A 21587-nucleotide genomic window follows, 5' to 3' on the forward strand; every position below is an offset into this window, starting at 1 on the left:
GCGCTCCCTATATTTCTTCTGAATCGAAGAAGTCATTGTCTACAGCCTTTACTTCGTAAACATTCTTGGTCTGGACGCCAACATTATATTTGTGCATAAGGTCGACGAGTTTAGACCCGTCTAACAAGATTATTGTATGGTGAGCGTTATTTGCTTTGTTTTTCGCTTTTTCATCAAATGATGATGTTGTTACAAAAATACCCTTTCGGGTGTCACCACTCATAGCACCGATAAAATTTCTAATATCAGTCTCTCTGACTTTATTTTCGTTATAGCGCTTAGCTTGTATATAGATTTTCTCCAGCCCCAACTGATCTTCGTTAATAATTCCGTCTATGCCACCATCGCCGGATTTTGAAGTTTCTATGAAGTCTCCGTAACCCATTTTCTTTAATAAGATGAGAATAATCTTCTGGAAAGCATACGGATCTACCTCTTTTAATTTCAATAGCAATTCGTCTTTTATTTCTTGTTCTATTTGCCCGAAGCCCGAATCAATTAAATCCTGAGGACTCGCACTGTTTTCTATAGGCAGTTTTGTTCCTTGGGTTTTGTTTTCAGGCTCATAAAAGGTAATTACATCAGACTGAATGTTTTCCAAGGATACGCTTTCAGCGCTAGCGGATTTCCCCTTTTCGGTAATTTGCACAAAGCCTCTTTGCGGATAATGAACCAGGCCTCCCTTTTTAAGATACGATTTACCCCAAGCTATACGATTTTCAATCAACCTATCGCCACTTTTGGTTGTTTGTTGAAGCAGTTCTTCAGGTAGATTGGAATAGTATTTTTCCTCCACCAACCTCAATAGATCTCGGCCTTTGATGATCTTCCCATCCTTAAGGACATCCAGTATTGGCAGGAATGTATCGTTAAACTTTGGTAGTTCCATTATCTTCTCGTCTACACTTGGTTTTGTGTATAACCTAACGTAAATTGTACTGCACTATGATGCAACGTAACATGGGCATCTGCAGACTAACATGAGGGAGCGTGCATGACTATAACGGGCACGACAAACACCCCGATTCGCCAACCACGACTGCTGGAGCAGGTACGGGAAGCACTGCGGCTGCGCCATTACAGCCTGCGTACTGAGCAGGCTTATGCCCATTGGGTCAAGCGCTTCGTGCTGTTTCACGGCAAACGACATCCTCGGGAGATGGGGGCTGCGGAGGTGGAGTCCTTTCTGTCCTGGTTGGCGGTGGAAGGACGGGTGTCGGCATCTACCCAGGGGTAGGTCTTGGTGGCAGGGATCACCAAACCCGCCAGCACCCATACGCTTCGCCATTCCTTTGCCACTCATCTGCTGGAATCGGGGCAGGACATTCGCACGGTGCAGGAATTGCTGGGGCATTCCGATGTGAGCACCACCATGATCTACACCCATGTCCTGAATCGCGGGCCGAGCGGAGTGATCAGCCCTCTGGACCGCCTGCCGCAGCTTTGATGAGCCGTCACAGGACAGCTGCCCAGAATTCTTGCAGGAAGAGCCGCGTTGCGGCTCTTCCTTTGGGTGTAGCGTTTTCTAGAATCGTACTCCGCGCACAAAAGCCTGTTTGCCAGCGTAAGTGGCTGCCGTGCCCAGTTCTTCTTCAATGCGCAAGAGCTGGTTGTACTTGGCTACCCGTTCGCCGCGAGCCGGAGCGCCGGACTTGAGATGGCCGGTGTCCAGGGCGACGGTGAGGTCGGCAATGAAGTCGTCGGTGGTTTCCCCGGAGCGGTGGGAGACGAATGCTCCCCAGCCGTGGAACTGGGCGAGGCGGGTGGCGGCGATGGTTTCGCTGACCGTACCGATCTGATTGAGCTTGATAAGGGTGGAGTTGGCGATGTTGTCTTCGATGGCCTTGGCGATGATCTTGGGGTTGGTGCAGAAAATGTCGTCGCCCACCAGTTCCACGATGCCGCCGAGTTTTTCATTGAGCGGTTTCCAGCCCTCCCAGTCGTCTTCGGCCAGTCCGTCTTCCAGCAGGACCACGGGGTAATTGGCGACGATTTCGGCGTAGTAATCGACCATTTCCGCGCTGCTCAGGGCGCGATTTTCGGTGCGTAACTGGTATTTGCCGTCCTTGTAAAACTCCGAGGAGGCCGGGTCGATGGCAATACCGCAGTCTTTCCCGGGCTCGAAACCGGCGCGGCGGATGGCATCCACCAGCAGATCGTAGGATTCGTGGTTGGAATCCACCGCCGGGGCGAAACCGCCTTCATCGCCAACCCCCACCGAGAGGTGTTTTTCCAGAAGAACGCTCTGCAGGGCATGATAGATTTCCGCCCCCCAGCGCAGGGCCTCGCGGAAGCTGTCGGCGCCGTAGGGTACCAGCATGCATTCCTGGAAGTCGGCGCCCTGCCAATGGGCATGGACGCCACCATTGAGGACGTTGAAGCAGGGGACGGGGAGGCGGGTGGCGCCCGGCCCACCCAGATAGGCATAGAGGGGCAGTTCACAATAATCGGCGGCCGCGCGGGCACAGGCCATGGAGACGCCCAGCAGGGCATTGGCGCCCAGCTTGGCTTTGTTGTCGGTGCCATCCAGACCGATCAGGGTTTCGTCGATGGCTTTCTGCTCGCGTACATCCAGATCCTGGAGGTCCGGGGCAATGATTTCTTCAATGTTCTGCACCACCTGGCGGACCCCCTTGCCGCCAAAACGCTGGGTATCGCCATCGCGCAGTTCCACCGCTTCCTTGCTGCCGGTGGAAGCTCCGGAAGGCACGGCGGCACGGGCGTACTGCCCATTGCTGAGATGTACTTCCACTTCGACGGTGGGATTACCGCGTGAGTCGAGAATTTCCCGGGCGATGATGTCTTCGATCAAACTGTCCATAATCAAGCTCCTGTTGTGGGTGAGGTGTCGAGATGAAGGATTTCCAGGCGATTGGTGCCGCCGGGATGGCCCTTGCTAGGGCCTTGGGTGAGTAAAATCAGGCCCTTTTCCACGCCGTTTTCCACCAGCCAGCGGCGGGCGGCATACTCCCAGCCCCGTTCCGGGCTCGCCATTTCGATGGGATGCACCCCGTAGTATAGACAGAGGCGTTGGCAGGTGGCGGCGTGCGGGCTCATGGCGAGAATCCAGGGCTGCAAACGAAAGCGGGCAATGCGCGCGGCGGTGGCACCCGTTTCCGTTGGCGTTACCACAAAGCGGGGATGCAAGTGTTCGGCACTGTGCCGGACGCTGTTGGCAATACTGCTTTCGACGCTGGCGTGGTCGTGAAGATCGGTGGCTTGCAGCGGGCTGAGTTCGGTCCGGTTTTTTTCCGTCACCTGAGCGATTTGCGCCAGCATTTTCACCGCTTCCTCGGGATAATCCCCCATGGCTGACTCCTCCGAGAGCATGAGGCAGTCGGTACCATCGAGGATGGCATTGGCTACATCGGTGACTTCGGCCCGGGTAGGCCGCCGGTTATGAACCATGGATTCCAGCATCTGGGTGGCGGTGATGACCGGTTTGCCTGCCGCCCGCGCCTTGCGGATGAGCCGCTTCTGGATGACGGCAATTTCCTCGATGGGGACTTCCACGCCCAGATCTCCACGAGCCACCATGATGGCATCTGTAGCCGCGATGATGGCGTCGATCTCTTTCCATGCCTTGGCCCGCTCGATTTTCGCCACCAGGAAGGGGGCATAGCCCAAGGCCAGGGCTTCCCGGCGAGCGGCATGGAGGTCTTCCGCCGTCTCTACAAAAGAAACGCTGAGGCCATCGACTCCCGCCTCCAGGGCAAAGGCCAGCAGTTGCCGGTCGGCGGGTGTCACGGCACCGCCATCCAACTGGACGCCCGGCAGATTGACGCCCTTGTGGGACAGCAGGACGCCGCCGACCACCACCTGACAGAAGAGGCCGTGTGCATCGTGCTTTTCTACCCGCAGTTGCAGGAAACCGTCATTCAAAAACACTGTATCCCCCTTGACCAGAGGCTTGGCCAGGGGCGGCAATTCCAGGGGAATAGCCTGGGCGGTGCCGGGAGCGTCGGGGGCTAGCAGGACATGGTCGCCGTGTTTGAGGGTGACCGGGGCCGGCAGTTTGCCGATGCGGATTTTCGGGCCGGGCAGGTCGGCGAGAATGGCAATACGTTGCCCGGTGTTTTCGGCAGCCTGACGGATGCGGGCGATGCGCGCCCGGTGTTCCTCGGCGCTGCCGTGGGCGAGATTGAGGCGGGCGACGTTCATCCCCGCCCGGATCATGGCTTCCAGCGTTTTGCTCTGATCCGAGGCGGGACCGATGGTGCAGACAATCTTGCTGCGATGCCTGGGTAGTGACTTCATTGCGAGTCTTCCACGCAGGGATGGAGGAGAACGTAATGCTTTTGCAGGGCATTACCCGTAGCGGCCACCAGAGGATGCAGGGAAGGGGTCAGGCGAGGCTGACTGCCGAACTGCATGCTGACCAGATCGGGGGCCGTGGCGTGCATCTGGATGGCGAGACCAATGGTGTTGACCAGTTCACCGGTGGTGGCGCCTCCCAGTACCTGTCCACCCAGAATCTGCAGGGAGTCGGCGGCGAAAATGACGCGACATAAAATATCCGTGGTGCCGGGCATGGAAGCCGGATGGTGGTCCGGCAGTTGGGCCTCGCCGATGAGGATGGGGAACCCTTCCTGCTCGGCCTGATGTTGAGTCAGCCCTGCCACGCCAAAAGCCAGGCCGTCGATCTCGCTGGCGTAGACGCTGACGGAACCGGCATTGGTACGGAGCTGGCGCAGACCATAAAGATTCATGCCGGCAATACGTCCTTCAGCGGCGGCTTGTGAGGCAATCATGGCATGACTAGCCTTGCGGGTAAAAAAATCCTGCTTGTGGGCGCAGTCCCCTACCGCAAAAATATGAGGATCTTCCCGGGAGCGCTGGAAGGCATCCACCCAGATGCCTCCCGAGCGACTCAGGGTCAGGCCCATGGCCTTGGCCAGATCCACTTGCGGGCGAGTACCGATGGCGATAAGCACCGCATCTACCGCCAGGCTGCTTTGTCCGGCAATCTGGACCTGGGCGACACGCTGACCATCTCCGGCCAGGAGGGCTTCCACCTTGCAGCCCGTATGGATGTGGACGCCGTGGCTTTGCAGTTGCTTTTCGACGGCGGTGCAGGCATCCAGGTCAAAGGCCGCCTGCATGAGGTGGGGCAGCATTTCGACGATGTGGACCTCAATGCCGCGCTTACGGATTTCGTCGGCAAATTCGACGCCGATGAAACCGCCGCCGATGATGGCCAGTTTCTTGATTTTGGGAATCAGGGTGTTGAAGAGCTGATCGAGGTAATCATAGTCCTTGTGAATACTGAACACCCCTTCCAGTTGGGTGCCGGGAATCGGGGGGATGAAATTCTCCGCGCCTGTGGCCAAAACCAGGCGCTCCCAGTGAATGAGATCGCCATTTTCCAGGGTGGCGGTATGGGCAGCGCGGTCGATGCTGGCCACCTTGCCAATCTGGATCTGCCCCCCAGCCGCCAGGAGCGGCGCTCGCCCGGCCAGGTCTTCTTCGGTGCCGCCCAGGGTGCCGAAAATATAGGGAATCCCGCAGGGGATGACGGCGTCGGTCTCGGGGCGCAGGACCAGCACCTTCTTGTGGGGGGAAAACTGGGCAGCGGTGATGCCGGTCATCATTCCTGCAGGACCACCACCGATAATCAAAATATCCGTCTTGCTTTCCGTCATATTCTGCATCTCCTTTCAGATGTCCAGCGTCTTGACATTGATTTGCTGGAGAAGGTCAACCACCATGCTGTGTGAAAATATTTGTGTACCTGGTTGCGCGGCGGTGCCGCTGCCACAGGCTACCGCCAGACGCAGGGCTTCGGCAGGGCTTTGCCCACGCGCTAGTGCGGCCACCAGTCCGGCGACCATGGAATCTCCTGCGCCGACAGTGGATTTGACCGCTACAGAAGGCGCCTTGGCCAAGTAACTGCCATCAGGCCCTACCAGCAGGGCACCATCACTACCCAGAGAGACACAGACATATTGCACCCCTTCGCGCTGGATGGCCCGGGCTTCCAGCGCGACATCTTCCAAGCTGGGCAACTCCCGTTGTCTCAGTACCGACAGTTCGTAGCGGTTCGGCTTAATGAGAAAGGGCTGATGAGGAAGGGCGATCTGTAGCAGGCTGCCATGGGCATCCACAATGGCTTTACCTGTGGCGTCCTGAACTTTGTCCACCATGTCGCCGTAAAAATGATCGGGCACCCCGGGAGGTACCGAGCCGGTCAGCACTCCGAATCCTCCCTGACAAAGACCCAGAAAACTTTCCCGGATGGTGTTCAGCGACAGATCCGAAACGAGCGGCCCGATACCTGTTACCTCAAATTGCGCCGGCGGATCGCCCTGTAAAATGGTGGCATTGATGCGGGTTTCCCCTTCCACGCGCACACAATGAGGACTATCGAGCTGATGTTGCAGCAGTTTCTGGAGGAGATCGCCAATATTGCCGGCTACGATGCAGCAACTGTGGGCACAAACCAGCAGCTCCTTGAGAGCTCTGGCAACATTAATGCCATTACCGCCGGGGTCATAGCGGGTGCTCTGAGCATGGCTTTTCTGATCGGGGATCAGATGCGGGACTTCATAAGCGATATCCACCGCCGGATTGAGGGTGAGAGTAGCGATGGGCTGACAGTCGTGTTCCGGAGAAATCATGCCGGCTGCACTCCAGCCTGATGGTAGTGAATCAAGGCTGCCAGCGCCGCCGAAACCAGGCGGGCGCGGGCGGGGTCCGCCCGGGAAGTGAGAATAACCGGGACCTTCGCGCCCATGACAATACCCGCCATGGTCGCACCCGCCAGATATTCCAGGTCCTTGGCGAGAATGTTGCCGGACACCAGATCGGGAACTACCAATATGTCGGCATCACCTGCGACCGCGCTGTGAATGCCTTTGACCCGGGCTGATTCACTGGAAATGGCATTATCGAAGGCCAGAGGGCCATCCACCAGGGCATCCGTAATTTGACCCCGCTCTGCCATTTTCGAGAGACAGGCCGCATCCACGGTCGAGACAATGGCCGGATTGACTACCTCTACGGCCGAAAGGATGGCGGCCTTGGGTTGGGAAACATCAAGGATGTGGGCGAGATCAATGGCGTTTTGCAAAATGGCGGCTTTGGTCAGCAAGTCCGGGGTAATATTGATGGCCGCGTCGGTAATCAGCAGCAGTTTGTGATAACTGGCAATGTCCGTCACAAAAATGTGGGAAAGACGCTTTCCGGTACGGAGTTTGCCGAGAATGGGATGGAGGAAGGCGTCACTGTGCAGGTGTCCTTTCATGATGGCCTGGGCTTTGCCCGCCAGGACCATCTCCACGCCGATATCGGCAGCCGCTTCGGGACTGTCTGCCGGCACAATCTGAAAGTTGGGACAACTGCCGGAATCCGCGCCCAATTGCAGCAGCAATTGCCGGATTTTGTCGGCATCGCCAATCAGAATAGGCTCGACAATGCTTTGTTTCTTGGCTTCACAGGCACCTTGCAGGACATGGGCCTCGGTGGCATCGACGACGGCCACGGAAATATCCGGCAGAGGAGCTATGGCTGCCAGCAGATCATCGAAGTGCGCATAAGACATCAGACTTCCTCCGGGTTAGAGAAGCATTATGGGGTGTGTGCAGCCGGTGAGTGGGGCGAGTCCAGCAATCGCCGGGTGTGGCGGGCAATCATCAAATCTTCATCGGTGGGCATGACCAGAATCTCCACGGGACTTGTCGGGGATGAGATCTTGCGGGTTTTCCCGGCCGACGTTTCGGCATTGGCCGCTGGGTCCAGTTGAAATCCCAACCCTGCCAACGGACGGCAGATAGCCCAGCGAATAGCTGCTGCATGTTCGCCGATGCCGCCGGTAAATATCAGCCGTTGCACACCTCCCAGTACCGCCATGAGACTGCCGATGTGCTTGCGTGCGCTATAGGCAAACTGGGCGATGGCCTCCGCCGCCAGGGGATTCTGGTCGCGTTGCGCCAGCAGGGTTTGCATGTCGCCACTACTGGCGGAAATACCGAGCAGACCGGAGAGATGATTGAGCAGGCGCTCCAGTTGTGAGGCGTTGTAATTTTTTTCGGAGAGCAGATAAAGCAATACTCCCGGATCCAGATCGCCGCTGCGCGTGCCCATGATCAGCCCTCCGGTAGGGGTCAGACCCATGGTGGTATCCAGACAGCGACCATCGGCCACAGCGGCCATGCTGGCGCCATTACCGAGGTGGGCGATGATGCTGGGCGCCTTTCCGGCGTCCGCCAGCTGGCTGACGATATATTCATAGGATAGGCCATGAAAACCGTACTTGCGCACACCCTCCTGCCAGAGATTGCGGGGCAGGGGCAAGCGCGCCGCGACCTCCGGCAGGCTCTGGTGAAAGGCCGTATCCAGGCAGGCTACCTGCATTTTATCCGGCCAGATTTTCTGGAGGGCTTCTATGGCGGCTATTTCCGCCGGTAAATGCAGGGGGGCAAAGGGCAGGGCGTTACGCAGATCGTTCAGAACCTGAGCGTCGATGGGAATATGGGCCAGATGATAGGGGCCACCCGACACAATACGATGACCAATGGCATCGGGATGGGTCATGCCCAGTTCACCCAGCATGCCGACAATGGCCTGCAAGGCGGAGTCCTGACCGGGAAAAGCCTCGTGGCGATCCAGTACGCGGCGGTTTTCCTGATCCAGCCATATTCTGCCGACACTTTGCCCGATGTGCTCCACGGCCCCGGCCAACAGCACTTTTTCTTCATTTCCGCTGAAGGCAAAGAGAGCAAACTTTATGGACGAAGAACCGCTATTGATACTCAGGATCCGGGTTATTGCAGCCAAGAGCTATCCTCCAGACGTTTGCCCAGACGTTGCAGAAAGCGGGCTGCATCTGCGCCGAAAATGACGCGATGATCGCAGCTCAGGGTGAAGTCTGTTTTTCCGTCCTGACCCGCAGCGGCGACCGCCAGAATGGCTGCCGCGCCAGTGGGGACGATGGCATTGAAGCGTTCGATTTCCGGGAAAATACCCAGATTGGACAAGTAAAAGCTGGCGCCCTGATAATCGCTGGGTGTTATTCGCCCCTTTTTGATCTTGCCGAGCAGGATGCGCCAATCCTCCGCCAGTTCCGGCAGAGGGCGATTCGCCGCATCGCGCAGGACGGGCGTGATCAGCCCTTCACCCGTATCGACGGCAATGCCGAGATCAACCCGCTGGCGCTTGGCCAGTCCCTGACTGGTCCAGGCATGATTGAACCAGGGATCTTCAGCTACAGTCAGCGCGCAGGCCTTGCCCAGTGCCAGGGTAAAACTCAGTCCCTTGGATTTACAGTTTTTCTGAAAATTCTCCAGGGCGACACGACTGCTGATCAGAAATGTCGGCGTGTGAAGGGTGGCCGTCATGTTGCGGGCGACAGCCGCACGCAGAGAGCTGGGTTTTTCCAGTTGATAGGGTGGGCCCATCTGCAAATCCACGTCTGGCGCGGACAAGGCGGCGGCCAGTACCTGACTGGCATGAATCTGACCGTCGGGCCCCGGAGCAATCTGCTGGAGCTGGATGCCGAGATCCTCGGCCAGGGCACGGGCATAAGGCGATGTCTTCCCTGCGGCAGAGGCAGTGGTGGATGCGGAAGTGGGGGATAAGGTCGGCGATCGGGGCGGGACAGACGCAGACGCTGCGCCGTCATGATTGTTCGCAGGGGCGGGGTTTGCCGGGTTTTCGAAGTTTTTCACGGTGTCTGCTGCCGGTTGCGGAGATGCCGGGGGCGTGCTGGCCGTCGGCTGTACTGAAACGACATCCCCGGTTTTTTCGGCCGCCGCAGGCTGATCCAGGATGTAGCCAATGACCTGACGAACCGGAATGTCCATGTTGGTGTCGGCCAGTGGCCCACCCAGAAAACCATCGGTAAAAGCCTCCACATCCAGTATGGCTTTATCCGTTTCTACCTCGGCAACAGCCTCGCCTTTTTTAACGGGATCCCCCTCGGCTTTGTTCCAGCGGGTCAGGCGCCCGGTTTGCATGGTATCGGAGAGTACCGGCATGGTGATGGGATTTTTCATGACTGATCTCCTGCGCTGCTGATGAGGCGCCGGGCTGCGGCAAGAATGTCTTCCGTACGCGGAATGCTGGCCGCTTCCAGCTTGCCGTTGAAGGGGGTAGGGATGTCCAGCCCGGCCACGCGTTGGATAGGCCTATCCAGGAAATAAAAACAGCGTTCCTGCAGGGTGGCAGCCAGTTCCGCACCCGCCCCGGCAAAGCGGCAGTCTTCTTCGACGATAAGACAGTGATGGGTTTGCTGCACCGACTGCACGCAGGTTTCCCAGTCGATGGGCGACAGGCTGCGCAGATCGATCACCGTCATTTCGATGCCTTCGGTAGCCAGTTGTTCGGCAGCCTCCAAAGCCACAAGGACCATCCGCGAATAGGCGATGCAGGTCATATCCCGCCCCGGGCGGCGGACCATGGCCTGATGGATGGGCGGCACCACGGCCGTCTCATCGACCATCCCTTTGCTGAAATAGAGCAGTTCATGCTCCAGAAAGACGATGGGATCGTCGCTGTGAATGGCCTGCCGCAGCTGCCAATAGGCATCCTGCGGCGTCGCGGGAACCACCATGCGCAGACCGGGCACGTTCATCAGGGTATGCTCCAGTCGCTGGGAATGTTGGGCGCCCAGCTGCCGGGCCACGCCGCCGGGCATGCGGATGGTCAGGGGCATGGGGAACTGGGCTCCGGACATGAAGGGGATTTTGGCGGCCATGTTGATGATGGCGTCGATGGCAAAAAGAGCGAAGTTGATGGTCATGATTTCCACCACGGGCCGCAGACCCAGCATGGCCGCTCCCACTCCCAGCCCGGTGAAACTGTTTTCGGAAATGGGGGTGTCGCGCACCCGCCATTCACCATATTTGGCCATGAGCCCTTCGGTTACCCGGTAGGTGCCGCCATACAAACCCACGTCCTCGCCCAGGGTGATGATGCTGTCGTCCGCCGCCATTTCCGTGTCCATGACGCGATTCAGAGCCTGCCAGTAATAGATCTCTTCACTCATTCTGGACTCTCCATCAGGGTTTCATAACGCCGGTTGGCGTGCAGAATGGACCAGGCCGTCTCCATGTCGGGTTCCTCACTGGCTTCGGCAAAGCGAACGGCGGCATCGATTTCGGTCTGGATTTCCTGGCGCATGCGTGCGATGCCCGTTTCATCCAGGTGATTTTCCCGGCAGCAATGGGCGCTGAAAAGGGTGATGCAGTCGGGGCCCGCTGCCGCAATAGCTTCTGGACTGGGGTAGCCGCTTTCGGCTTCGTGAATGGCGGCGGCAATGGGATCATTGGCCCGGTAGGCGTCCAGTTCGACACTGGGACGATAGCTGCCGGGATCGGCCATGGAGTGGCCGCGATAGCGATAGGTCTCCAGTTCCAGAAACTGCGGCCCATCGCCACTTCGCACCCGTTCCAGGGCCTTTCGGGCGGCGGCATGGACGCTCAGCACATCCATGCCATCGACCTTTTCGGCCGGGATGCCATATCCGCAGGCCCGTTTGTAGACCTCGGTGATGGCCGAGTGCCGGTGGATCTCGGTGCCGATCTGGTAGTGATTGTTTTCGCAAACAAAAAGAATGGGTAACTTCCAGAGCGCCGCCATGTTCAGGGATTCGTGAAAAGTACCCTGGTTGACGGCACCGTCGCCGAAAAAGCAGATCACGGCTTCGGGCAGACGGCGATAGGCCACCGCATAAGCGGCCCCCAGAGCGATGGGGTAGGTTTCTCCGACAATGGCATAGCCGCCCAGAAAGCGGCGGCTGGCATCGAAAAGATGCATGGAGCCACCCATGCCTTTGCTGATGCCGGTTTTTTTGCCATGCAGTTCAGCCATGATTTCCGGGGCGGGAACCCCCCGGACCAGGGCGTGGACGTGCTCCCGGTAAGTGCTGACCACATAATCACCGGGCTCGGCGGCATGAAGGACACCCACGGCCACGGCCTCCTCACCTGGATAAAGGTGCAGAAAACCCGCGATCTTCCCTTGGGCGTAACCCTGGGCAGCAGCCTCTTCAAAGGCCCGGGCGCGGAGCATGTCGCGGAGCATCTGGGACATCTGCAACTTATCCATGCGGGGTCTCCGGCAGGAATTCGTCCAGAGCCTTGCTGAGCGGCACTAGATACATGAGTGCCGGACCGCCATGCATGATGACGGCCATGAAACCGGCACTCATGATTTCGTCGCGGCTGGCGCCGGCCTCGACGGCATTTTTGACGTGCAAGGCAATGCACCATTCACATTGGGCGGCCACCGACAGGGCCACGTTGATCAACTCTTTCTGGGCTGAGCCCAGTGCCGGATTGCCTTCGGCCTTTTGCATGAAACTCAGAAACGCATTGATTTCTGAAGGGTAATCTTGCTTGAGATTTTCCATCAACTGCCGGATTTCAGTGATGCGATCGGTTGCCGTCATAACTTTCTCCTGATCATCCAAGGCTATATTTTTGCAGTGTTATTTCTGTGAGCCCTTCTCCTTGCGGGGGATAAGGCGGGCAAATGCCTGGTGGATGCTTCGGTGCAGAGCCGCATCCTCACGTTTGAACTCCGCCATAGCTGGTTGCAGGGACCGGTTCAAGGTTCTTAAAAAGCGGCTTTGATGTTCCGCTTCGTTGTCCATCAGCCGGTGAATACCCAACTTGGCGAAGTCCGCGAGTACCATCCAGACGATGTTGTAGGCCCAGACCAGACCAATGATGGTCCAGGGTAGGGCGGGCATGAGCCAGCCAAAAGCCACAATGGCGATGCCGATGATCTGGGTGCCCAGAATGGCCAGGAAAAGGATCCGGGCCGGGAAGGGAGGCCGCCAGAAGGGACCGCGCACCCGAGTCAGAAAGAGCATGAGGTGCCCTCCGGCAATGAGTTGCAGGAACATGATGCTCTGGGCTTCGAGCAAGGGAATATGAAAAACAAAGCGCGTGAGCATATAAAGAAAAAAAGTGCCTCCAAAAGCCAGTGCGCCCATGGCCGACGACAGCGCCAATACCCGGGGCATTTCCCAATGAACCGGGGCTTTCTGCACAATGGTGTTGTCCCAGGCGATGGTCATGATGGGAATATCATCGAGCAGAGAGAGCAGCACCACCATGATGGCGGTCAGGGGATAGTCATTGAAAATCAACATGGAGATGACCACGAAAAACAGGATGTCCAGGGTCATGGCAATGCGATAGATCGTATAACTGGTCATCCGTTCAAAAATGCGACGGGCTTCTTCCACCGCCTTGACGATTACATTCAGGCCCGGCGCTGTCAGAATCAAGGCCGCTGCGCCCCGGGCGGCGTCAGTGGCGCCGGAAACGGCAATGCCCACATCGGCCTGTTTGAGGGCCGGGGCGTCATTGACCCCATCACCGGTCATGGCCACGATATGACCGCGCTGCTGGAGGATTTTGACAATAGCGTATTTGTGCTCTGGAAAAACCTGGGCGAACCCATCCGAATGTTCGATTTTATCCGCAAGATCTGCAGGCAAAGCACCGCCGTTGGCAAATTGCGACAAGCGCTCGTCCACAGTCAGAATATGGGTACCCAGATGCAGTTGTCCGGCAATTTCACTGGCAATGGCCTGGTGATCGCCGGTCACCATTTTGACCTCGATACCATGATTCTGGGCATCGATGATGGTTTCCCTGGAGTCTACCCGGGGCGGATCGAGTAGCGCCAGAATGCCGAGAAACTGCCAGCTTTGCCCGTCATCGTCGGAACGTACCACACCCAGAGTACGAAAGCCCTTGGCTGCCGCATCTTCCACGACTTTTTCCGCCTTGCTGCGTTCCTCACCTGCCAGTTTGGCCATGTCCATGAGGATCTGGGGGGCGCCCTTGCTCACCCGGAATTTCTGCCCATCGTCGCCATGAATCTGCCCTTCTGTGCGTTTGGCAACGGGGTCGAAGGGAATGAACTTGTCCAGATGAAAGGGCGCCAGAGTTTTTTCTGCATCCTGCAGACCCGCAAGCACGGCATTGTCGATAGCATCTGCATCTTCAGCCTTGCTGGCCAGGGCCGCTGCCAGGATGAGTGCCTGTTCATTCTTGGCGGAAAAGAGGGTCATTTCTCCCAGGCTGATCTTGTTCTGGGTGAGGGTGCCGGTTTTATCGGAACAGAGAATGTCCACCCCGGCCATTTCCTCGATGGAAGTCAGACGGGAAACAATGGCTTTCATCCGCGACAGGGCCAGAGCCCCCAGGGCCATGGTCACCGACAGCACTGCTGGCATGGCCACCGGAATGGAGGCCACCACTACCACCAGGACAAAGGCGATGAGCGTCAAAAACGGCAGTCCCCGTGCCAGTTCAACAATGATCAACAAGACCGACAGGCTAATGGCCAGAATGATCAGAAAATTGCCAATGCCCAGCACGGCTTTCTGAAAGTGGGAAATCGGTGCTGCTTTCTGGACCAGGCTGGCGGTACGTCCAAAAAAGGTCCGGGATCCCGTGGCGTACACCAGACCCAGCATTTCGCCCTGTTTGGCGATGGTTCCCGAATATACGACGTCCCCGGGTTTTTTGCTGACCGGCAGGGATTCTCCGGTCAGGGCCGATTGATCCACAGACAGATAATCGCCGGAAAAGAGCTTGATGTCGGCGGGCAAAATATCGCCCAGGCGAACACGGACCACATCACCGGGTACCAGTTGTGCAGCGTCCAAGCTTTGCCAGTTTTGGTCACGCAGTACTCGTGCTTTGAGGGCGAGCTGGTTTTTCAGAGCCTTGAGGGCATCGTTGGCGCCCTTTTCTTCCCAGAAACCAATGCCACCGTTGATGAGTAGCATGGCAAATATCACAAAAAAACTTTTCCAGTCACCATTGATGGCCGAAAGGATGGCGGCAGCCTCGATCATCCAGGGAATGGGTGCCCAGAAGTAGGAGACCAGTCGGCGCCACAGCGGGACTTCCTTTTCTTCGAGAAGATTGCTGCCAAACTGAGCAAAACGGGTTTTGGCTTCCTGACTGCTTAAACCCTTTGCGCTACTGTCCAGCTCCTTGAAGCTCTCATCCAGATTCACTTTTTCAAAGTTTTGTGCATCCACTGATTGCATGCGGAACCTCCCCTGAGGATTTGTTCTTGAGGTATTGCGACATCAACATTCTAATATAAGATAGCACATACTTTGTTTTGCTGACGGGACAATGGACACAATAAACAGATTAGTCGATGTGAATATAACTATTGTGTTAAGCATGCTATCTTTTTAGCGGATGTTATTGGTGAGGGGACGCTGTCATGCAGGAAGTGAATTTGCCGAAGAACTCGCGGCCAACCCCGGAATCCGCTTATGTAAAGGGGTTGTCCGTCTGCTCGACGCGCATACGGTGGCTCGCGGTGCAACGGCGTGGCATTAAAATGGAGTGGATTAAGGCGGCCATCCTTGCGCCGGATGAGACAGAAGTGCGTGATGGCAAACAATCGTATCTCAAGTGTCAGCAGGCGCGAGGGAAAATGCTCCGTGTAGTGACTCGGGCGGATGATCCATGCCATGTGATTACTGCCTATTTCGACAGGAGAATGCCATGCTAGTGCGGGTAGATAGAGAAGCTGATGCGGTGTACCTCGAACTCACCTCGGTGCCCATTCAGGAAAGTGAAGAAGTAGCCGATGGCATTATCCTGGACTACGATAAAGACGGTAATACCGTAGGCGTAGAAATATTGGGTGCTTCAAAAAAGGTGATGCAGATGCTTTGCGGAATATCAACGTCGCTGCCTGATTGAGCGCATTCCACCCGACGAATATCGACGCTGTCGTGCCGGCAGTCTCGTCCATTATCGAGCAGCAATCAGGCATCAGGAAACATCTGCTCCAGGCCCAGCCCATCCAGCACCTGCTCCGCCCAGGTTTCCAGCTCTGTGGTGCTGGCCACTTCCAGGCGCGCCTGAATCCGGGGGGGCAGGGGGCCAAAACGCTTTTGCAACAAGCGGCTCAACATAAGCTGTTCGCCACGCTCCATCCCACGTTCCATTCCCAGCCCGTAAGAGGGTAATTCGGTGATCAAGACTTCGCTCAACATGGTCTGTTCCTCCTTGACGACTTCGTACAAATTGCGGTTACTCGACAGGATTTCCAGCATTTTCAGGTAATCCCGAAAACGCGCCGGGGTGCCTTCCGTCAGCACCTGCAACCGGTCCAGAATATACCGGATGACCGCCCGTGGCGAACGATCCTGAAAATCGCATAAAACCGCCAGCACCAGGGCATCGGGACTGTCCTCGGCCAGCAGGCGGGCGCAATCCACCCGGTGCATATCGACAATTTCATACTGATAATCCAGCCCCGTCTGGCGCAGACCCGAAGCCATGCGCAAAGGTTCCTTGCCGATGTACAACAAGACTTGGCGGATGTCCTCGTCCGTGCATTGCAGGCACAGATCACTGCGATAGCGGAGCATCCGGCAGGGCATCTGCCCGTCGTTGCCATTCTGGACCTCGATGTGCAGCAAAAACTGACCCGCTGGCCCTGCCATGCGTGCCACCAGATCGGCGCGGCGTTCTTCCACCCGGGGGTGGCTGCTTTCCACAATCTCGGCCTGTTCCACCTCCAGGCCCAGGAGGATGCGGGCAATATCCAGGGTGATGCGCTTGAGTAAGTCCTTGGATACCACATCTTTTTCCTGCATGGTCTGCCCTCCTGCCACCCCACTACGCGCAGAATAAGGTATCACCCGATTACGAGCAATCTGAGGAGGTCGGATCATACGAAGCCAAGACGAAACTGCCGGAGTTGCTGCGCGGTATCCAGGCGGGCAACCGCTACACCATCACCTTGCGGGGTGAGGCCGTGGCCGATCTTGTACCCGCTGAAGGCAACAAGCACACGGATGCCATGGCAGCCGTCGATGAAATGTTGTCCTTCATGCAGGCTCGTCAACCTGTGGGCGGCATTGATCTCAAGGCACTTATTAACGAAGGTCGGGCATGAATTTTGTGTTGGATGCGTCTGTGGCGTTGCTCTGGCTGGTACCGGGGACCAATCCGGCAGGTGTGGATTATGCCGGTACGATCCTGAAGGCGCTCAGGGACGCCCAAGCCGTTGTGCCATCCCTGTTCGCGTTGGAGGTGGTTAATGTTGCAGCCAAGTTGGAATCCAAGGGTGTTGTAACCGAAGCGGACGTACAACGATTTATCGTCCTCCTTGGGCGACTCAACATCGTGACCGATCATGCAACATCGGCACACGCATTAGGGGATACCTTAAACCTCGCCAGACGCTATAAACTGTCAGCCTATGATGCTGCTTATGAATTAGTTTATCTGTATCCGGGAATGAGATGATATGCGGGTATAGCAGGCAGGGTTGGGATGGCGGTGTTATCCCTTGCGGGCTGGTAGTCTATAAACTACACTTAAATCATGGGAGATGATGCCGATAACCACCATGTGATGGAACTCCAGCAAACCGAGATATTTCGGAAATGGTGGATGAAACTCAAGGATGAGCGTGCCAAGGGCCTCATTGCTTCTCGGCTAAGTCGTCTGGCTTACGGTCATGCGGGGGATGTATCCCCGGTCGGTGACGGCATCAGCGAATTGCGGATACATCATGGCCCCGGTTATCGCGTGTATTTCCAACAGCGCGGTCATCAAATTATGGTCCTGCTCTGTGGTGGCGACAAAAGCACACAGGATAAGGATATTGCCCGCGCAAAGCGGATTGCAAAGCAAGTGGAGTGACGGATATGACAGAAAAATTGACCTCTTTCGACCCTGCCGAGGGGCTGACCTCTGAGGAAGCCATCGCAGCATTCATGGCCGACGCCTTCGAGTCCGGTGATGTGGGCTATGTTGCCCATGCGCTGGGTGTGGTGGCCCGTGCCAAGGGCATGACCCAGATTGCCGAACAGACCGGGCTTTCCCGAGAGCAGCTATACCGATCGTTTAGCGAACGGGGTAATCCTACGCTCAAGACAACCATCGCGGTGATGAAAGCCTTGGGAATCGCTCTGACCGCCAAGGAGCGATATGCGTACCCGCATACGGAAAATCGGTAATTCACGCGGCATTCTCATTCCATCGGCGTTTCTGACCGAATGTGGAATCGGCGACCAAGTAGACATTTGCATGGATGGTCATTCTCTGCTTATTAAACCGGAAATGCTGAGTTAAAACGGCTAAAGGAAGCGCGCTGCGGTTTCACACCATGTGCCCGGCCCAGACTTCCAGCTCTGTAGTGCGCCGGGAGTGCCTTCCGTCAGCACCTGCAACCGGTCCAGAATATACCGGCAACAAGCGGCTCAACATGAGCTGTTCGCCGTGTTCCATCCCTTGGTGCATCCCGCGTTCCCTCCCCAGTCCGTAAGAGGGTAATTCGGTAATCAAGACTTCGCTCAACATGGTTTGACTTGCACATTTTCTAGAAAACGTGCACATTTAACCTTGAATGTTCTCGTTGCATTATAAGGAGTAAATCATGCAAAGCATGACCATTGAGCAGCTTCGTGCCGCGAGCGAGGCTGGCGGCGTGGAAGGCGTGACCCTGAGAGGGCAGGGCGGAACCTTCATCGTGCAAATCGCTACGCGCAGTGGTGCTGCCGCCCTGCTTGCCAAAGCCCGCAGCAGCGAACCGCGTCGCTTTGGTAACCCCATTGCTGCCCTGAAAGTGTTGCGCGGCGTGGGAATCACCATCGGCCAATTTGACGCAAGCGAGTGGAACCCGGAAGACAAAGCGGAAAGCGCCAGCAACCGTGGTCGGTCCGAGGCGATGCGCAAGGCCCACCAAGCCGCCGCCTATAGCGAATGGTTGGCCGCCGAGATTCAGGAGGCCATCGACGAGCCCCGGCCAAGCATCACCCACGATGAAGTCATGGCGCGGATGGATGCCCGCATTGTACGCCATAAGACTGCAGGCACGAAGTAAGCATGAAATTTGATGCCTTCACCGAGGCGGAAGGTGACTGATTTATGACCAAAAGAAATGCGCCTTATCGCATCGTTTGGCGTCCGCAGGCCGAGGCCGATCTCGAAAACATCATGGATTACATCGCCCAAGGCAACCCGCGCAATGCGGAGCTGTTCGGCCAAGCGCTGCGTGACAAGACTTTGCTCCTTGCACAGTATCCCATGATGGGCCACAGCGGCAGGCCATACTTGCCTTCCTTCATACGTGAACTGGTCGTCCACCGGAATTACATCGTATTTTATCGCGTGCTGGACGACGCCGACATGGTGGAAATTCTGCGTGTAAAACATGCAGCACAGCAAATACCCTGATTCAAGTCCCCTCGGATGGGATAACGTGTGTTCAGGCGTCAGGAAAAATCTGCTCCAGCCCAAGCCCATCCAGCACCTGCCCGGCCCAGGCTTCCAACTCTGTGGTACTGGTGGCAAAACCGCTTTTGCAAGCCACCGGCAAAGCTGACATTATTGACTTGGTTCGTTGAACTAAACTCAGGAGTGCTGCGATGCAAACCTATAACATCCATGAAGCGAAAACCCAGCTTTCCCGATTGATTGAAGCGGCGGTTAAAGGTGACTCGTTTATTATTGCGAAAGCAGGGAAACCGATGGTCAAAGTGACTGCCATTGAGGCACCGGAAGCGTCCCAAGTGAAACGCCTGGGTTTTCTGCGTGGGCAGGTTCAGGTGCCTGATGATTTTAACACATTGTCCGCAGACCAAATTCAACACTGGTTTGAAGGCGGAAAATGAAGTTACTGCTGGATACACACATCCTTATTTGGGCAGCCGGAGATTTTCAGAGGCTATCCACAGAAGGGCAAGATCTGCTGACCAATCTCGAAAACGAGCTGATTTTCAGTGTGGCGAGCTTGCGGTAGATCAGCAGCAGGTCGGGCCTGACGTGGCATTCGCGGTAGCCAGCCCAATCGCCGCTCAAGTCATGGTCGCGGTGCTTGGCCTCAAGCAGCTGATCGGTCGCTAGGGCCACGAGAACGGGCTTCAAATTATCATCAAGCGTAGCCCGATGCTGGCCTTTGGCTTCCCGCTTGTAATCGCGTTTGAAGGTCGTGGCACGGTCAATCGTCCCCATGCAAGTCTGCCATCAGGTCATCAACACTGGCGAAACGCTTGCCTTTCCCGGCTTCAAGCTCGGCAATGGCTTTGCGCGTGGTAGCGTTGGGGACCTTAACATCGAAGGGCATCCGGCGCTCATCTGCAATGCGCAGCATCAGCAAGCGAATGGCGTCAGAGATGGACAGGCCCATTGCTTCAAGCGCGTCAGCGGCACGCTCTTTGGTACGGGTATCGATGCGAGCGCGGACATAAGTATCGGCGGTGTTCATAGTTATTTCCCGTGAAGATTTCAGAAGCTCTATTGTGGTCTCAATGTGACTACAAATCAAGGGCGATGCCGGTTTGCTTACCGTGCTGTATTTTCCGAATTCTGACGGGACTCCTATTTCGACAGGAGAATGCCAGCTAGTGCGGGTAGATAGAGAAGCTGATGCGGTGTACCTGGAACTAACCTCGGTGCCCATTCAGGAAAGCGACGAAGTAGCCGATGGCATTATCCTGGACTACGATAAAGACGGGTAATACCGTAGGCGTAGAAATATTGGGTGCTTCAAAAAAAGGTGGTGCAGATGCTTCGCGGAGCATCAACGTCGCTGCCTGACTGAGCGCATTCCACCCGACAAATATCGACGCTGTCGTGCCGGCAGTCTCGTCCATTATCGAGCAGCAATCAGGCATCAGGAAACATCTGCTCCAGGCCCAGCCCATCCAGCACCTGCTCCGCCCAGGCTTCCAGTTCTGTAGTGCTGGCCGCTTCCAGGCGGGTCTGAATCCGGGGCGGCAAGGGGCCAAAACGCTTTTGCAGCAGGCGGGCGCAATCCACCCGATGCATATCAACGATTTCATATTGATAATCCAGCCCCGTCTGGCGCAGACCTGACGCCATGCGCAAAGGCTCCTTGCTATTTAGCATCTTCACCTTGTCGGCAAGGGATATTGTACATACAATAACTCCATGAAGATCTCGTTTGATCCCGCAAAGGATGCTCTGAACGCGGCCAAGCATGGAGTGTCGCTGACCAAGCTGCGCAAGGCTAACACACGAGAGGTCAAACTTTATGCAGATCAAATCTAAATCGGGCCGCATGTTTCAACGGCTCTTCGTCAGATTGAGTGGGTAGGGGGTAGAATGCTGTGGAGCGGTCGTGCCCTGAATTGGAGTTAGCTGATGGTCCCTGAAGAGCTGTTTTCTCTCGCGTTAGGATTGGTTCCGCCGTGGTTGGTGGATCATGTGACTTTCACGGTGGAGGAGAAACGCCTGGATCTGCACATCAACTTTCCCAAGGGTAGTCGCTTTGCTTGCTCCGTCTGTGGTGAGGAGTGTCCGGTACATGATACCCGTGACCATACTTGGCGGCACATGGATTTCTTCCAGCATGAAGCCTATCTCCATGCCCGCGTACCTCGTGTGAAGTGCCAGGAGCATGGAGTGCATCAGATATCTGTTCCCTGGGCACGGGAAGGCTCGCATTTCACCCTGCTCTTCGAAGCGCTGATCATGACCCTGGTGCGGGAGATGCCGGTATTGACCGTAGCCCGCCTAGTGGCGAGACCGACACGCTCCTGTGGCGGGTGATTGACCACTATGTGCCAGAAGCCCGTACCAGAGTGGATATGGCCCATGTCCATGCCGTCGGCGTCGATG

Annotated in this window: 30 protein-coding genes and 1 pseudogene; 13 read left to right on the plus strand and 18 right to left on the minus strand. The window is 56.6% G+C overall.

Annotated elements, in window-relative coordinates; all coding sequences use genetic code 11:
- Positions 1-7 precede the first annotated feature (7 nt).
- The gene (locus B1757_RS11415; protein ID WP_101538430.1) at positions 8-889 is read right to left on the minus strand and encodes a restriction endonuclease; all 882 of its coding nucleotides are present in this window, start codon (positions 887-889) and stop codon (positions 8-10) included.
- Between the two features lie 105 nt (positions 890-994).
- Between B1757_RS11415 and B1757_RS16195 the strand changes: the two genes are divergently transcribed.
- Positions 995-1237 carry a phage integrase N-terminal SAM-like domain-containing protein gene (locus tag B1757_RS16195; protein ID WP_216360871.1) on the plus strand — a complete coding sequence of 81 codons (243 nt, stop codon included), beginning with the start codon at positions 995-997 and terminating at the stop codon, positions 1235-1237.
- 6 nt (positions 1238-1243) lie between these two features.
- Positions 1244-1447, plus strand: a complete 204-nt coding sequence (locus tag B1757_RS16200; RefSeq protein ID WP_438263626.1) for a tyrosine-type recombinase/integrase — start codon at positions 1244-1246, stop codon at positions 1445-1447.
- Between the two features lie 78 nt (positions 1448-1525).
- Here the strand turns inward: B1757_RS16200 and eno are convergent, their stop codons facing one another.
- Genes eno through B1757_RS11475 form a run of 11 tightly spaced genes read right to left on the minus strand, consistent with a single transcriptional unit; the run spans position 1526 to position 15016 of the window.
- The gene (gene eno, locus B1757_RS11425) at positions 1526-2821 is read right to left on the minus strand and encodes a phosphopyruvate hydratase (RefSeq protein ID WP_101538431.1); all 1296 of its coding nucleotides are present in this window, start codon (positions 2819-2821) and stop codon (positions 1526-1528) included.
- A gap of 2 nt (positions 2822-2823) precedes the next feature.
- Entirely contained in the window at positions 2824-4257 is a 1434-nt protein-coding gene (gene pyk / locus B1757_RS11430) for a pyruvate kinase (RefSeq protein ID WP_101538432.1), read from the minus strand.
- Positions 4254-5642, minus strand: a complete 1389-nt coding sequence (locus B1757_RS11435; RefSeq protein ID WP_101538433.1) for an FAD-dependent oxidoreductase — start codon at positions 5640-5642, stop codon at positions 4254-4256. Before B1757_RS11435 ends, pyk begins: the two co-directional genes overlap by 4 nt.
- Positions 5643-5657: 15 nt before the next feature.
- Positions 5658-6617 (minus strand): 1-phosphofructokinase family hexose kinase, encoded by a 960-nt coding sequence (locus B1757_RS11440; RefSeq protein ID WP_101538434.1) that lies wholly within the window; start codon positions 6615-6617, stop codon positions 5658-5660.
- A complete protein-coding gene (locus B1757_RS11445) occupies positions 6614-7540 on the minus strand; it encodes a bifunctional enoyl-CoA hydratase/phosphate acetyltransferase (protein WP_101538435.1) in 927 nt (308 codons plus the stop codon). Before B1757_RS11445 ends, B1757_RS11440 begins: the two co-directional genes overlap by 4 nt.
- A gap of 26 nt (positions 7541-7566) precedes the next feature.
- Positions 7567-8775 carry an acetate kinase gene (locus B1757_RS11450; protein ID WP_101538436.1) on the minus strand — a complete coding sequence of 403 codons (1209 nt, stop codon included), beginning with the start codon at positions 8773-8775 and terminating at the stop codon, positions 7567-7569.
- Positions 8763-9992, minus strand: a complete 1230-nt coding sequence (locus tag B1757_RS11455) for a dihydrolipoamide acetyltransferase family protein (protein WP_101538437.1) — start codon at positions 9990-9992, stop codon at positions 8763-8765. The genes B1757_RS11450 and B1757_RS11455 overlap by 13 nt, the downstream gene beginning before the upstream one ends.
- Positions 9989-10984, minus strand: coding sequence for an alpha-ketoacid dehydrogenase subunit beta (locus tag B1757_RS11460; RefSeq protein WP_101538438.1), 996 nt, complete (start codon positions 10982-10984; stop codon positions 9989-9991). Before B1757_RS11460 ends, B1757_RS11455 begins: the two co-directional genes overlap by 4 nt.
- Positions 10981-12045 (minus strand): thiamine pyrophosphate-dependent enzyme, encoded by a 1065-nt coding sequence (locus B1757_RS11465; RefSeq protein ID WP_101538439.1) that lies wholly within the window; start codon positions 12043-12045, stop codon positions 10981-10983. Before B1757_RS11465 ends, B1757_RS11460 begins: the two co-directional genes overlap by 4 nt.
- Positions 12038-12388 (minus strand): carboxymuconolactone decarboxylase family protein, encoded by a 351-nt coding sequence (locus B1757_RS11470; protein ID WP_101538440.1) that lies wholly within the window; start codon positions 12386-12388, stop codon positions 12038-12040. Before B1757_RS11470 ends, B1757_RS11465 begins: the two co-directional genes overlap by 8 nt.
- A 39-nt stretch (positions 12389-12427) precedes the next feature.
- Positions 12428-15016: a plasma-membrane proton-efflux P-type ATPase gene (locus B1757_RS11475; RefSeq protein ID WP_101538441.1), complete on the minus strand. Its 2589-nt coding sequence runs from the start codon at positions 15014-15016 to the stop codon at positions 12428-12430.
- Between the two features lie 185 nt (positions 15017-15201).
- Here B1757_RS11475 and B1757_RS15935 point away from each other — a divergent pair, with 185 nt between their 5' ends.
- Together B1757_RS15935 and B1757_RS11485 are read left to right on the plus strand one after the other, a co-directional pair.
- Complete coding sequence (locus B1757_RS15935) at positions 15202-15495, plus strand: DUF4258 domain-containing protein (RefSeq protein WP_101538442.1); 294 nt, start codon at positions 15202-15204, stop codon at positions 15493-15495.
- Positions 15489-15689 carry a DUF2283 domain-containing protein gene (locus B1757_RS11485; protein WP_172437692.1) on the plus strand — a complete coding sequence of 67 codons (201 nt, stop codon included), beginning with the start codon at positions 15489-15491 and terminating at the stop codon, positions 15687-15689. The genes B1757_RS15935 and B1757_RS11485 overlap by 7 nt, the downstream gene beginning before the upstream one ends.
- Positions 15690-15754: 65 nt before the next feature.
- Here B1757_RS11485 and B1757_RS11490 read toward each other — a convergent pair whose 3' ends face one another.
- Positions 15755-16591 (minus strand): DUF4351 domain-containing protein, encoded by an 837-nt coding sequence (locus B1757_RS11490; protein ID WP_172437693.1) that lies wholly within the window; start codon positions 16589-16591, stop codon positions 15755-15757.
- Positions 16592-16695: 104 nt separating this feature from the next.
- On the opposite strand from B1757_RS11490, the gene B1757_RS11495 reads away from it, so the two are divergent.
- The 4 genes from B1757_RS11495 to B1757_RS11510 all read left to right on the plus strand — a co-directional run bounded on the left by B1757_RS11495 (position 16696) and on the right by B1757_RS11510 (position 17962).
- A complete protein-coding gene (locus B1757_RS11495) occupies positions 16696-16893 on the plus strand; it encodes a prevent-host-death protein (RefSeq protein WP_253253827.1) in 198 nt (65 codons plus the stop codon).
- Positions 16890-17246: a type II toxin-antitoxin system VapC family toxin gene (locus B1757_RS11500; RefSeq protein ID WP_216360873.1), complete on the plus strand. Its 357-nt coding sequence runs from the start codon at positions 16890-16892 to the stop codon at positions 17244-17246. Before B1757_RS11495 ends, B1757_RS11500 begins: the two co-directional genes overlap by 4 nt.
- A gap of 108 nt (positions 17247-17354) precedes the next feature.
- Positions 17355-17645, plus strand: a complete 291-nt coding sequence (locus tag B1757_RS11505; RefSeq protein WP_368233427.1) for a type II toxin-antitoxin system RelE/ParE family toxin — start codon at positions 17355-17357, stop codon at positions 17643-17645.
- A gap of 5 nt (positions 17646-17650) precedes the next feature.
- Positions 17651-17962, plus strand: a complete 312-nt coding sequence (locus B1757_RS11510; RefSeq protein WP_101538445.1) for an addiction module antidote protein — start codon at positions 17651-17653, stop codon at positions 17960-17962.
- Between the two features lie 142 nt (positions 17963-18104).
- On the opposite strand, the gene B1757_RS15180 is transcribed toward B1757_RS11510, so the two are convergent.
- Positions 18105-18305 carry a hypothetical protein gene (locus tag B1757_RS15180; protein ID WP_143484254.1) on the minus strand — a complete coding sequence of 67 codons (201 nt, stop codon included), beginning with the start codon at positions 18303-18305 and terminating at the stop codon, positions 18105-18107.
- Between the two features lie 76 nt (positions 18306-18381).
- Between B1757_RS15180 and B1757_RS11520 the strand changes: the two genes are divergently transcribed.
- From B1757_RS11520 to B1757_RS11530, 3 genes are all read left to right on the plus strand, one after another.
- Positions 18382-18828, plus strand: a complete 447-nt coding sequence (locus tag B1757_RS11520; RefSeq protein ID WP_101538446.1) for an antitoxin PaaA2 family protein — start codon at positions 18382-18384, stop codon at positions 18826-18828.
- 44 nt (positions 18829-18872) lie between these two features.
- Entirely contained in the window at positions 18873-19181 is a 309-nt protein-coding gene (locus B1757_RS11525; protein ID WP_101538447.1) for a type II toxin-antitoxin system RelE/ParE family toxin, read from the plus strand.
- Positions 19182-19372: 191 nt separating this feature from the next.
- Entirely contained in the window at positions 19373-19618 is a 246-nt protein-coding gene (locus B1757_RS11530) for a type II toxin-antitoxin system Phd/YefM family antitoxin (RefSeq protein ID WP_101538448.1), read from the plus strand.
- Positions 19619-19664: 46 nt separating this feature from the next.
- Here B1757_RS11530 and B1757_RS11535 read toward each other — a convergent pair whose 3' ends face one another.
- On the minus strand, positions 19665-19958 hold the full coding sequence (locus B1757_RS11535; RefSeq protein ID WP_101538449.1) for a type II toxin-antitoxin system YafQ family toxin: 294 nt from the start codon (positions 19956-19958) through the stop codon (positions 19665-19667).
- Positions 19945-20211 (minus strand): type II toxin-antitoxin system RelB/DinJ family antitoxin, encoded by a 267-nt coding sequence (locus B1757_RS11540; RefSeq protein WP_101538450.1) that lies wholly within the window; start codon positions 20209-20211, stop codon positions 19945-19947. The genes B1757_RS11535 and B1757_RS11540 overlap by 14 nt, the downstream gene beginning before the upstream one ends.
- A gap of 82 nt (positions 20212-20293) precedes the next feature.
- Here B1757_RS11540 and B1757_RS16125 point away from each other — a divergent pair, with 82 nt between their 5' ends.
- The gene (locus B1757_RS16125; RefSeq protein WP_368233430.1) at positions 20294-20464 is read left to right on the plus strand and encodes a DUF2283 domain-containing protein; all 171 of its coding nucleotides are present in this window, start codon (positions 20294-20296) and stop codon (positions 20462-20464) included.
- Here B1757_RS16125 and B1757_RS16130 read toward each other — a convergent pair.
- Together B1757_RS16130 and B1757_RS15465 are read right to left on the minus strand one after the other, a co-directional pair.
- Positions 20390-20620: a hypothetical protein gene (locus B1757_RS16130; RefSeq protein WP_368233432.1), complete on the minus strand. Its 231-nt coding sequence runs from the start codon at positions 20618-20620 to the stop codon at positions 20390-20392. The genes B1757_RS16125 and B1757_RS16130 overlap by 75 nt on opposite strands.
- The gene (locus tag B1757_RS15465; protein WP_101538451.1) at positions 20613-20828 is read right to left on the minus strand and encodes a DUF4351 domain-containing protein; all 216 of its coding nucleotides are present in this window, start codon (positions 20826-20828) and stop codon (positions 20613-20615) included. The genes B1757_RS16130 and B1757_RS15465 overlap by 8 nt, the downstream gene beginning before the upstream one ends.
- A gap of 282 nt (positions 20829-21110) precedes the next feature.
- Here B1757_RS15465 and B1757_RS11555 point away from each other — a divergent pair.
- A pseudogene (locus B1757_RS11555) lies at positions 21111-21587 on the plus strand (helix-turn-helix domain-containing protein); the annotation flags it as partial.

It is taken from the genome of Acidithiobacillus marinus (assembly GCF_002847505.1).
GTDB classification, from domain to species: Bacteria; Pseudomonadota; Gammaproteobacteria; order Acidithiobacillales; family Acidithiobacillaceae; genus Acidithiobacillus; species Acidithiobacillus marinus.